The sequence below is a fragment of the Companilactobacillus furfuricola genome (assembly GCF_003946325.1).
Taxonomy (GTDB): domain Bacteria; phylum Bacillota; class Bacilli; order Lactobacillales; family Lactobacillaceae; genus Companilactobacillus; species Companilactobacillus furfuricola.
Map to the genome: position 1 here is coordinate 23,942 of NZ_RHNT01000008.1, position 12,677 is coordinate 36,618.

A 12,677-nucleotide genomic window follows, 5' to 3' on the forward strand; every position below is an offset into this window, starting at 1 on the left:
CTACTCGGTCCTCTTTCTTACTTCATTAATTACTTCTTTGTAATCCTTTAAGTCTTCAACACTAATTGTATGCATATCATCAATGTGAGCAAATTTAAAATTCTGAAATTTGTCAGCATCATCTTCAGTAACGATTTCTACAACGTCAGCTATCCGATACTGAGCAGCACCATTCAAATTACCAACGATTGCTGCATTGGTATTATCAGGAAAACCAGCTTGCACTATCCCTTGAACCGGCCCTAATAAATAAATAGTACCATCCGTTGTGATTTGTGCTCCTTCATGCAAGGTCCCAAGAAAAATCACATCACCCTTGTACTCTTTTTTTTGACCGCTTCTAATGATACCAGTCTCAAGATTGATTTTATTGTTCTCAATGATTTGGTCTGATTCAGACTTGAGGATCACATCTGATTCGATTCTTTTTAACTGGATCTGCGGATATTTTTCAAAGACTGTTTGGATCTGTTGAACTTGTTCATTATCAAAAAGCCGATTACCTGTTTTCACGGTAAATTGAATCGTGTTGTCTTCCTGCGTACCAATGGTCTGCTCGACGATCATGTTCTTCAATTGAGCAAGTGCATCGTCAAATGAACTCTTATCGTCGATCACAACGACAAAACCATCTTTGCTTCCTTTAAGAGTGACATCACTCATTTAGTTCCCCTCCTATATTTAACCAGCCAATCACTCAGATCAGCAAAAGGAACATATAGGATGAAAAATACTACGATGTTCCAAAGTAAAGTTGGGCCAAGGATGAAGGTAATGAAATCATCTACATCAGCAGAAGCTAATCTAAATAATTTTTCTAGTAGAAAAACACCAGCTTGCAAAGTCGTCAAGGCTAAGAAGTATACTGACATCTCATAACCAACTGATGATTTTGCAAACAAATATTTATAGTGGTCGATCCCTACTAAAATCAAAGGCAGCAAAATCGTATATAAACCGATGATGCCAAAATAATAAGAATCATAGATCAAACCGAAGACGATCCCATAAGTCAAGATTGCCCGCCGACTGTCGATCCGAAAAGTCAACAATACTAGTACCATCAACATTAATTGGGGTTCGACTGTTAAATTCTCAATATTCATATTATTCAAAAATGACCACTTAATCAATCCGTCCAAGTAAAAAGCTAATAAGATAAAAATTACTTGTCCGATTATCTTACGTGTTTTAAAAGGCATTATTTTTCACCACTTACCGTAGATTTAATAACTGTGACCACGGTAAAGTTACGTAACTCAGCTGCTGGTGTAATGTAAACTGAATTAGTCATACCATAGTTGTCTTTCTTAAGTCCGTGAACTTTACCAATATACAATCCTCGAGGTGTTCTACCACCCAATCCAGAGGTAATGACTTTTTGACCTTTTTTTATACCCTTAACAGAGTTGACGTTTTCCATGACGATATCTCCAGTACTGTCATCGTAACGACTAACAACACCAGTAACATTCGTATCTTTATCACCAAGGATCTCGGCGGCAAACTTATCGTTGATCTCATTATCAGTAGATACTAATTCGACCTTTGAACTCACCTTGTCAACTTCAATGATACGTCCGATCAAGCCTTTACCAGACATAACTGGCATGTTTTTCTTCAATCCGCTAGTTGAACCACGATTGATCGTTAAGTAGTTTTGCCAACTACTTGGTGAACGAGATAAAACAGAAGCATTGGTCGTATCATAATCAGTTAAAGTACTATTTAATTTCAATTCTTGTTTGAGCTTTTTATTCTCGTCTTGAACTACTTTTAATTTAGCTTGATTTTGAGCTAAATCACCTATTTTTGACTTCAAGCGACGATTTTCTTGATAAGTGTTATACAAATCAGAAAATTCTGACGAAGTGTTTTTGACAGCATTCACTGGATATGCGAAGACACCACCTACAACACTCACCACGTCATTGCCGACTTGTTGAACAAAAGGAGGAGTTTCTTTTTTATTTCTGACGTTAACAGATACCGCCAAAAGTCCAAAAGTCACGATAATGATTATCATTAAAATAATTAACTTTTTATTTGAAAAAAACTTTTGCATTTCTTCCTCCTACCTGTAAACAAAAAACAAATAAAAAAGCGGGGCATCCCCGCTTATTTTTGACGACGCATTACATCGATATTCTTAAGTGATTCTCCAGTACCGATGGCTACACAATCTAGTGGGTCTTGCGCAATAAATACAGGCACCCCAGTTGCTTCAGAGATAACCTCTGGTAAATGATGCAATAGTGCACCACCACCAGTAAGGACGATACCATGATCGATCACATCAGCAGCAATTTCTGGTGATGTCTCTTCAAGAGTTTCTTTGATAGTTTCAATGATCTCTTGAACATCTTCATGAATGGCAGTTGCTACATCTTCGCCCTCTAAAGTAATAGTCTTAGGCAAGCCTGTAACTAGATCACGACCACGAATTTGCATTGATTCAAGTTCTTTTGACTTCTCGATAGAAGCGGAACCAACTTGCATTTTAACTTCTTCTGAAGTTCTTTCACCAATTTGCAAATTAAAGTTTGTTTTGATATATGCTGAAATTGACTCATCAAACTTATCTCCAGCGACTCTAATAGAGCGTGAAGAAACAATACCACCAAGTGAGATAGTTGCAACATCAGTAGTACCACCACCAATATCAACAACCATATTACCTGTTGGATCCATAACTGGAAGTCCCGCACCAATTGCAGCAGCGAATGGTTCTTCAATTACGTATGCTTCTTTTGCTCCGGCATGTTGAGTAGCTTCAATAACAGCACGCTTTTCAACTTCAGTAACACCACTTGGCACACAAACCATGACGCTAGGTTTAGAATTTCCAGTAGTCTTCTCAATGAAGTATTTCATCATTGCGGCTGTTGTGTCGTAATCAGCGATCACACCATCACGCATTGGACGAATCGCAGATATACTGCCGGGTGTACGTCCAATCATTTCTCTCGCATCAGAGCCAACTGCTACGATCTCACCAGTATTGTTATTCTTTGCAACTACTGATGGTTCATTTAAAACGATACCCTTGCTTTCAACGAAAACAAGTGTATTTGCTGTACCTAAGTCAATACCAACTTTTTTTGATCCTATACCAAACAATTTTTTATTCTCCTTTAATTGCACACCACATTTACACTAAACAAAATTATATCATATAACGGGCCAATTTAAAGCAACTGAGCTATTGAACATCAAATTAAATCTTGAGCTTTAAAACTCAAGAATTCATGCGAAGTAACAATAATATGATCAACAAAATTTATTCCAACCAATTCGCAACATTCTTTGAGACGAGCTGAGAATCTCCGATCTTCCGGAGAGGCTACTAAGCTGCCTCCAGGATGGTTATGAGAAATGATCAACTGAGGCGCAGATAGCTGCAAGCCAACCCGCAAAATATCGCGTGGATGAACCGTTGCAGAATCGATCGTACCCATGAAGATCGTTCGTTCCTCAATGACATGGAATCCATTATCCAAATAAACTGCTATTAATTTTTCCTGTGGTGAATTTCCGATTTTTTTAATGAGATATTTCCCCAATTTCAACATTGAAATTTGTTCTTTGGGGATCGTATCGCGCTCGATTTTTCTAGCACCTAATTCAATAGCTGCCATTAGTTTGCAGGCTTGAGCGGTGCCTACACCCTTTTGTTGTAATAATGTATCCAAACTTAATTTTCTCAGATTATCAGAACCGATCAAAACGTTGGCTGATAGCTTCGTTACATCACAGCCCTTAGTACCTTTGCCTAATATGACCGCGATCAGTTCTTGAGTTGTTAATGCTGTTGTACCATGCTTTTGAAGTTTTTCTCGTATATTTATCATCATGTAATAAATTACGATTTAAATTTGTTTTCTAACTCGGAAACCAAATAAAATGATCCCGTGATCAAAAATATCTGATCTGACGTCATTGTCTTGATCACTTGGTTGATTTTCTGATGATAGTCACTAACAAATTCAATATTATCAAAGCCTTCTAAATCATAATCGTTCTCTTTAGCAGCTCGGGATAATGAGAGATTCGACACGTATACTGTTGAAACTTTTGAAGCTAATAAAGTCAAGATATCGGCTCTATCCTTGTCTTTCATCCCTGTATATAAGATAATTATATCTTTTTTGGGCCAATTTGCATTTAAAGAATTTATTAAATTGTCAATAGCAGCCAAATTATGCGCCCCATCCATGAGTACTAATGGGTCGTTTTGAACAATCTGTTCTCTTCCTAACAGTCGATTATTGTCAATTGATTCTTGGATCAACCGGATATATGACTGACTTTTGGCCTGCCCTTGCAAAATAAGAAATGCCTTAATTGCAATCGCAGCATTTTGTGAATTTGTTTGTTCAAATCCAAAGACTTGAATAGCTTGAATTGTAACTAATTTTTCTGAATAAGTAAATCGATTTTTGAATTCTTTTATTTTAAATTTTTCTACAAAAAAATCTTTATCTAATTCATATAAAGGACTAGCTTGATTGTTAGCGCGTTCATAAACAATGCTTCTCACATCATCTGATAATTTTCCGCAAACGATGGGGACTTTTGGCTTAATGATGCCAGCTTTTTCACGAGCGATATCTTGGATCGTTGGTCCAATAATTTTCTCATGATCCAGCCCGATCGAGGTGATAATGGAAAGTTCTGGGGTGATGACGTTTGTCTTATCGTGCTCCGCCCCGATACCGACTTCAATAATCGCGATGTCAACGCGATCACGGAAGTATAGGAACCCCATAATAGTGACGAACTCAAACTCGATCAATTCGATCCCTGAAGTTTTTTCAAGTATCAAATTGACTAGTTCCACGATTTGTTCGTCACTGATCATCTGATGATTTATTTGGATCCGTTCGTTGAACCTCAATACATAAGGAGAAGTGAACATCCCCACGCGTTGATCAGTTTGTTCTAACAAGTTAGCCAAATAATTGACTGTCGAGCCCTTACCGTTTGTCCCAGTAACATGAACAGTCTTATATGAATTTTGAGGATCACCTAACCGTTTAAGAGCATTTTTGATATCCGTTAAATCATTGCGCTTGTGCATCCGAGGCAATCCGTGAATATAGTTTAAAGCTTCTTGATAAGTTTTGATCATAATATGTCCTTAAAAAAAACATCTAGTCAGCTCGGCTAGATGTTTTGATTTTTAATTACTTATTTTTCTTAAGCTGTTCAATACGTTGACTAATTTTATCTTGACGTGATTGATAATCAGCCAATTTAGTCTTTTGTTCAGCAACGACCTTTTCTGGGGCTTTCTTGACAAAGTTCTCGTTGGAAAGCTTCTTATTGATCCGGTCGATCTCGGAATCCATTTTTGCCATTTCTTCTTCTTGACGTTTGATCTCTTCATCAAGGTCGATCAATTCTGCTAATGGAATGTATACTTCAGTGGCATTAGTAACACCTGTCATAGCTAATTCAGGGGCCTTCATGTCTGTAGCGATTTTCAATTCCTTTGGATGAGCAAAACGATCGATGTATTCTTGATTGTTCAAGAGAGTTTGTTTGACAGTTTCATTTTGAGGCTTAATGAAAATATCAATAGCATTTGATAATGGAGCATTAGCTTCCAAGCGGATCTTTCTAACTGACTTGATCAAATCGATCATAACTTCCATTTGCTCAACGGCATCATCATTCTTGAACTCATCATGATTTTCAGGATATTTTGCCAATGAGATCGACTTGCCATTGTGTGGCATCGACAACCAGATTTTTTCAGTAACGAATGGCATGATCGGATGCATCAATCTCAAAGTTTGGTCAAGAACATAAGTCAAGATCATTCTCTTTTGAGCTTTAGCTTGTTCATCTTCGCCAGTCAAGGTAGCCTTACTCATTTCAATATACCAGTCACAAAAATCATTCCAAATAAAGTTGTAGAGATTTCTGCCGGCTTCACCAAATTCAAATTTATCTAGTAAGCGAGTTACTTCATTTACGGTTGAATTTAATTTAGCTAAGATCCACTTATCGGTCAAGTCGTATTGTTCGACCTTAGATAGATCATCCATAGCTGGAGTATCGTCATCTAAGTTCATAATAACGAAACGACTTGCATTCCAGATCTTATTGATAAAGTTCCAAGCCGAATCCATTTTGTCGTAACTGAATCTTGTATCTTGTCCAGGAGTTGAACCGACCATCAAGAACCAACGCAATGCATCAGCACCATATTTATCAATAACATCCATCGGGTCGATACCATTACCGAGTGACTTACTCATCTTGCGACCTTGTTCATCACGAATAAGGCCATGAATAACAACGTGTTCGAATGGGCGTCTATCGGTAAACTTCAAACTTTGGAAAATCATTCTTGAGACCCAGAAGAAAATGATGTCATAACCTGTTACCAAAGTATCAGTTGGGAAATAACGCTTATAATCGGCACTGTTTTCATCGGGCCAACCCATAGTTGAAAATGGCCATAAGGCACTTGAGAACCAAGTATCCAAAACATCTTGCTCTTGATCCCAGTTCTCAATGTCCTTAGGTGCTTGTTCACCAACGTACATTTCACCAGTTTGCTTGTTGTACCAAGCTGGGATTTGGTGGCCCCACCATAATTGACGTGAAATTACCCAGTCGTGGACGTTATCCATCCATTGAATGAATGTATGTTCAAATCTTTCAGGGACGAAATTAACTTTGTCGTCGCCTTTTTGATTCTTCAAGGCTAACTCAGCTAATGGTTTCATCTTAACGAACCATTGTGTTGAAAGACGAGGTTCTACTTGAGCACCAGAACGTTCTGAATGACCAACGCTGTGAGTGATCGGCTCAACGTTTAACATATAGTCTTGATCTTCCAGATCCTTAACGATAGCTTTTCTAGCTTCAAAACGATCCATGCCATTATATTTGCCAGCATTTTCATTCATCGTACCATCAGGATTCATCGTATTGATCCGTTTAAGATCATGACGATTACCAACTAAGAAGTCATTAGGATCGTGGGCTGGTGTGATCTTAACCATACCAGTACCAAATTCTTTATCAACGTAGTGATCGGTGATGATTGGAACTTTACGATCAACCAATGGAACGATGACTTCTTTACCAACCAGGTCTTTGTAGCGATCGTCATCAGGATTAACGGCGATAGCAATATCACCAAACATCGTTTCTGGACGAGTTGTTGCGATTTCGATATAACCAGAACCATCAGCATATGGATACTTAACGTGATAAAAAGCACCCTTATCATCTTGGTGATTTACTTCGATATCAGACAAGGCAGTTTGCAATTTTGGATCCCAGTTGATGATGTATTCACCACGGTAGATCAGGCCTTCATTATATAGGTTAACGAAGACTTTGCGGACGGCTTTAGAAAGACCTTCATCAAGGGTAAATCTTTCACGAGAATAATCAAGAGAAAGCCCTAGTTTGCCCCATTGAGATTTAATAATACCAGCAAATTCATCTTTCCACTTCCAAACTTCTTGAACGAACTTTTCACGACCTAGATCGTAACGAGAAATACCTTGTTCACGAAGCTTTGCTTCAACTTTTGCTTGTGTAGCGATACCAGCGTGATCCATTCCTGGTAAATACAAAGTATCAAAGCCTTGCATACGCTTATATCTGATCAAAGTATCTTGGATAGTAGTATCCCATGCGTGTCCCAAATGCAACTTACCAGTAACATTTGGAGGTGGGATAACAATAGAATAAGGTTTAGCCTTCTTATCGCCAGAAGGAGTGAAAACTCCTTCATCCAACCAAGTTTGATAACGACCTTTTTCAACTTCGGTTGGATTATATTTAGTATCCATATCGATTTGTCTCATAATTTCCTCCATACTATTTAAAAATCCAGTAACAAACATCTGACATCTCATTGCCAGCTATCAAAAAAATAAAATAAAAAAGCATCCGTCCCTGGATAGGACGAATGCTCGCGGTGCCACCTAAATTAAGGGTATCAATACCCTTCACTCACAGATAACGGATGGCCCGACCATATAGATAGCTCACAGGTAACAGTTAATGTATTCGATTGAGTAGTTCACAGATACCCTACTCTCTCTGAAATCGAAGTCCATTAACACTCCTGCTCTTTGCTGTTGAATTGATATTAAAACAAATATTGTAAATCGTCAAACACTTTTATAGTAAATCGTTAATTTCGTCTTGATCTTTTTCCATAAAATGATCACCATGCTCGATAGTCACGATCTTGACACCATCTAATGCACGCTTGATCAAACCATCGATATCGAGGACTTTTTCAAACTCACGCGTCTTTTCGATCGAAGGTCTCGTTTTCGGTGCTGGCGGTGCAAAGACTGTACAACAATCTTCGAAAGGTTGAATCGACAAATTGAACGTATCAATATCCTCAGCCAATTTAATGATCTCCGTCTTATCCATCGTCGCCACCGGACGCAAGATCGGCGTTGTTGTGACATCATTGATTGCAGCCATACTTTCCAAAGTTTGAGAAGCCACTTGGCCAACAGCCTCACCATTAAAAATAGCTAGACCGCCCTCTTTTTCTCGCAGCATATCAGTCAAACGAAGCATAAAGCGACGTTGGATCGTCATCAAGTAGCCTTCTGGAACTGATGCTTTGATAGTTTCTTGGATCTCAGCAAAAGGCACCTCGATAAACTTGATGTTACCGCCGTAAACCGTCAACTTGCTAGTTAGTTCCTTGGCCTTATTCAAAGCTTGTTCAGAAGTATAAGGTGGACTGAAGAAATGAACCATCTCAATGTCCACGCCTCGCTTCATAGCTAGATATCCAGCAACTGGCGAGTCGATCCCACCTGAAAGCATCAACATAGCTTTACCAGCTGTTCCTACAGGAAGACCACCGGCACCCTTAACGGTCAAATATGATAAATAAATCCCATCTTGACGTACTTCAACTGATAATTTGATATCAGGACGCTTCATTTCAACACTGATATCTGGAAACTCCTCACAAATGGCATCCCCAAGTTGTAAATTGATCTGATTAGTATCAAGTGGATATGAATGGTCAGAACGCTTAGTTGCCACTTTAAAGCTATCACCTGGTTCATAAGCCTCATGCATCATCTCGATGGCTTTTTCCTTAACTTCATCAAAATCTTTGGAAACCTTGACACTGAGTGAAAAAGTTTGAATACCAAAGACCCGTTTCAACTTCTCCATAACTGGCTTAGCATCGGTTCCATTTAATTTGATGTGTAATCGGTCGCGATGTGGTTGCAACTTTAAGTCTGGGAAATCTTTCAAGACTTTAGTCACGTTCCCATGCAAACGACCAATAAAACTCTTTCTATTCTTACCTTTAGTCGACAGTTCGCCGTAGCGGACCATTATTTCTGTATATTGCATTAATTTCTCCTAATTTAAAATTTGAAAGTGATCGTGGATCTCATCCAAATTCTTGATGAATTCTTTCATTTCTGATTCGGTATTGTTTTCGTCTAAGCTAACTCGTACAGCACTAGTTGCAATATTTTCTTGCGTGTTCATTGCTTTTAAAGTACTCGATTCGAGCCCTTTCTTGGAAGAACATGCACTAGTCGTCGAGATATAAATATCGCGATCCTCAAAGGTGTGTACGATCGTTTCGCCACGAACGCCATCAAGAGTAAAACAAATGATGTGTGGTGCAAAATCATCGTCTAATTTTGAAAAAATATGAACATTATCTAATTTCTCTAAATGCTGAATTAGCATCGTCTTTAATTTGAGCATTTCTTGGGCTTTTACTTTCTCATTATCTTTTAGTAAACGTAATGCTCTAGCCATAGCAGCGATTGCCGGTGTGTTTTCGGTCCCACTTCTTTGACCTTTTTCTTGGCCACCACCAGCCATCAAAGGTTCCAATTGTTTACCGGATTTCATGTAAATAAAGCCGATCCCTCGTGGTGCGTGGAATTTATGGCCAGAAAAAGTAAAGTAATCGACTCTTGGATCGATAAAGCGGTCGTCTAGATCTTTACCTATGGCTTGAGTGCCGTCAACGTGAAAACTAATGCTTGGATAATCATCTAAAACCCGACCAATTTGGGTGATCGGTTGGATGGAACCTACTTCATTATTAACTGCCATGATCGAAACTAAAATAGTATCAGGTCTAATGGCATTTTTCAAATCCTCAACACGAACATGACCCGTTTTGTCGACAGGTAAATAAGTTACATCAAATCCTAATTGTTCTAGTTGCGTCATCGTATTGATCACCGATGGATGTTCAACAGCTGAAGTAATGATGTGTTTACCAAATTCCCGCTTCTTAAAAGCTGTTCCCTTGATGATCCAATTATTTCCTTCTGTACCACCACTAGTAAAGAAAACCTCATGAGGCTTGAAATTCATCAATTTCGCGATATTCTTACGTGAAGTTTCCAAGAGCTCATAGGCTTTTAATCCTAGTTTATGTAAACTAGATGGATTGCCGAAGTATTGTTGACTTGCGACATTATAAGTATTTAAAACTGAATCCTCAATCTTTGTAGTTGCACTATTATCAAAATATATCATAATTTTCCCACCAAAATAAAAAGGCCTTAGCGGCCTTAATTTTTTTACCTATTATAATTTACAACAAAATACCAAATCATGCACTAATTGTATCTCTTATTCTGTCAACTGCACCCGGTTCTTTTGATTCTAATGCTTTTGAGATCACATCGAGTGCTTGTTCATATTCAAACTCTTCATCGAATAGCTTGCGAGCAGTATCAAGTTGTTCTTTGAAATCAGCTTGCTCAGCGTAACGATTAGCATATTGAAGCAATTTTTCATCTAAAACAACGTTTTCTCGCAGACCACGGGTCTTTTCAACCAAGTTATCGAGATCTTCTTGAGTTACGATCACTTGTTTGCTGATCTCTTCCATATTGATCCGTTCGCTATTAAGTGCATCGTACAATTTCTTGATCTCATCCGATACCATGAAGAAATATTCTAAATAATCTTCTGGCAATCCACGTAGATTCAATTGTTCTAATGATTTCTTCTGTAATTGAATACGATGAGCATATTTGTCAACGCTCTTCTTCGAAATCTCTTCACTCGAAAGCATTTGATTCAAGTTATCATTGATGGTCTTCTCGCGTGACTCAATTTTGTCAAGATCAGCCACGATTTCTTTGAAATCAGACTCAGCTTTAGAAAAAACCATGCTCTTGTCAGCAATACTTTGAACATCTTGATCGTATTCAGTTACGATCCGACTAAGCGTCTGACCATGTTCCTTAAAATCAGCCATGTCTTGTTCATTTAAAATATAATTCTCTTCCAACGTCTGAATATATTCATCCAGGCGATTGTGCTGGAATTTTGCATGATTTAAATAATCTAAAACTGGCTTTTGCTGTTTCAAAACTTGTCGTTTAGCATTGATCTCTAGGCTTAGAACATCGTACAAATTATTAATATCAGTATTGATCTTTTCGTTCAGTTGATCAACCACATCAAAATTCAATTCTCCTAAGGCTTCATTTGATTTAGCAATATTCTTATTAACAGATTCGATTTCTTCATCAACATTAATACTGAAGCGATATTGCTGCTGAACTAATTTTTGGTAAACAGATTGGATCTCCTCGATCTGTCCGGGGAAAACTTTATCTAAATTCTTAAACAGTGGCACGATCAATTGCACTTGATCTTTGACCATCGAAAGTTTGACCTTAGCATCATCCAAATATTGACGGGCTTCCAAATGATCACCTTGTGTAGTCAATTTCTTCTCTTCATCTAAGAATCCAGCGATCTCATTAAGTTCTGATTCTAATTTGTCCGTTGCTGGACCATAATTGAACGATTTCGTCAAAATCTCTTTACGTAATTTCTCGTAATCACCATGAAGGACTTCACTAGTAGAAGCGTTTTGCTTATTACTTTCAACAATTTTGGAAAAAGCGGCATCGATATCATTAAATTCATTCTCAACGTCTTGTGACTGAACCTTGATCTTCTTTAAATCAGAAGCCGCCCCAAAAACATTGAAATTTGAATTACGATTGATCGCATTGCTGATTTGCGCCAACAATTTAGGAACCGTCTCATTTTGGAGCTTGGAATAATCTTGTTTCCCCTTACCAAAGCTCTCCAAACTAGCCCCTGTCAGTTTCATCTCTTCCAGAGATTTAATTTTATCTTCAAAAATATTTTCTTTTAACTTTCCAGTTTGATCCGCAAATAATTGAAGTTCGCTGTTATTTCTCTTTTGTAGGAACCACATATACCACAAAAATACCAGGATTAATAAAATTACTACTATAATAAATACAAACAAAATTACACCCCTAGCTACTTTACCGAGTCATTTATCTCCGTTATTATACCAAAATAGCTATAGTGAAAATGATTTAAGCAGGTTTCATAATAAAGATTTAAAATATTACTAATTGCATGAAATGGTAGTAGAAATTGCCCTATGATCTGGGATTTAAAAACAATTAACAATCAATTATAATAAAAACGCATAATAATTGAGGGTCAATAATACCAAAGTCATAAATATATACATATATATGCCAAAAAAGTTTTGACAAGAATGCCTAATCACGGTACACTAGCCTTTGTGTAAAATATGCAGCAAAGAGCGGCAAGCTCGTCAACAGTTATCGGCTGGATATAGTGCAATCAGTAACCTGCGGCTGCACGAGGTGAAAATTGTAACG

10 protein-coding genes are annotated in these 12,677 nt (G+C 37.8%); all 10 read right to left on the minus strand.

Translation table 11 applies throughout. The features are described 5' to 3' along the window. The 10 genes from EKM78_RS04130 to EKM78_RS04175 all read right to left on the minus strand — a co-directional run bounded on the left by EKM78_RS04130 (position 1) and on the right by EKM78_RS04175 (position 12,289). The gene (locus EKM78_RS04130; RefSeq protein WP_125769664.1) at positions 1 to 663 is read right to left on the minus strand and encodes a septum site-determining protein MinC; all 663 of its coding nucleotides are present in this window, start codon (positions 661 to 663) and stop codon (positions 1 to 3) included. Beyond that, positions 660 to 1,202: a rod shape-determining protein MreD gene (gene mreD, locus EKM78_RS04135; RefSeq protein WP_125769666.1), complete on the minus strand. Its 543-nt coding sequence runs from the start codon at positions 1,200 to 1,202 to the stop codon at positions 660 to 662. Before mreD ends, EKM78_RS04130 begins: the two co-directional genes overlap by 4 nt. Then, positions 1,202 to 2,065 (minus strand): rod shape-determining protein MreC, encoded by an 864-nt coding sequence (gene mreC, locus EKM78_RS04140; protein WP_125769668.1) that lies wholly within the window; start codon positions 2,063 to 2,065, stop codon positions 1,202 to 1,204. The genes mreD and mreC overlap by 1 nt, the downstream gene beginning before the upstream one ends. Positions 2,066 to 2,118: 53 nt before the next feature. Further along, positions 2,119 to 3,120, minus strand: coding sequence for a rod shape-determining protein (locus EKM78_RS04145; protein WP_125769670.1), 1,002 nt, complete (start codon positions 3,118 to 3,120; stop codon positions 2,119 to 2,121). 92 nt (positions 3,121 to 3,212) lie between these two features. Next, positions 3,213 to 3,854, minus strand: a complete 642-nt coding sequence (gene radC, locus EKM78_RS04150) for a RadC family protein (RefSeq protein ID WP_125769673.1) — start codon at positions 3,852 to 3,854, stop codon at positions 3,213 to 3,215. An 8-nt stretch (positions 3,855 to 3,862) separates the two neighbouring features. Continuing rightward, complete coding sequence (locus EKM78_RS04155) at positions 3,863 to 5,131, minus strand: bifunctional folylpolyglutamate synthase/dihydrofolate synthase (protein WP_125769675.1); 1,269 nt, start codon at positions 5,129 to 5,131, stop codon at positions 3,863 to 3,865. A gap of 55 nt (positions 5,132 to 5,186) precedes the next feature. Beyond that, entirely contained in the window at positions 5,187 to 7,835 is a 2,649-nt protein-coding gene (locus tag EKM78_RS04160; protein WP_125769677.1) for a valine--tRNA ligase, read from the minus strand. Between the two features lie 319 nt (positions 7,836 to 8,154). Continuing rightward, complete coding sequence (gene thiI / locus EKM78_RS04165; RefSeq protein ID WP_125769679.1) at positions 8,155 to 9,372, minus strand: tRNA uracil 4-sulfurtransferase ThiI; 1,218 nt, start codon at positions 9,370 to 9,372, stop codon at positions 8,155 to 8,157. Between the two features lie 9 nt (positions 9,373 to 9,381). Continuing rightward, positions 9,382 to 10,527, minus strand: a complete 1,146-nt coding sequence (locus tag EKM78_RS04170) for a cysteine desulfurase family protein (RefSeq protein WP_125769682.1) — start codon at positions 10,525 to 10,527, stop codon at positions 9,382 to 9,384. A 76-nt stretch (positions 10,528 to 10,603) separates the two neighbouring features. Further along, positions 10,604 to 12,289: a septation ring formation regulator EzrA gene (locus EKM78_RS04175; protein ID WP_125769684.1), complete on the minus strand. Its 1,686-nt coding sequence runs from the start codon at positions 12,287 to 12,289 to the stop codon at positions 10,604 to 10,606. Between the last annotated feature and the right edge of the window lie 388 nt (positions 12,290 to 12,677).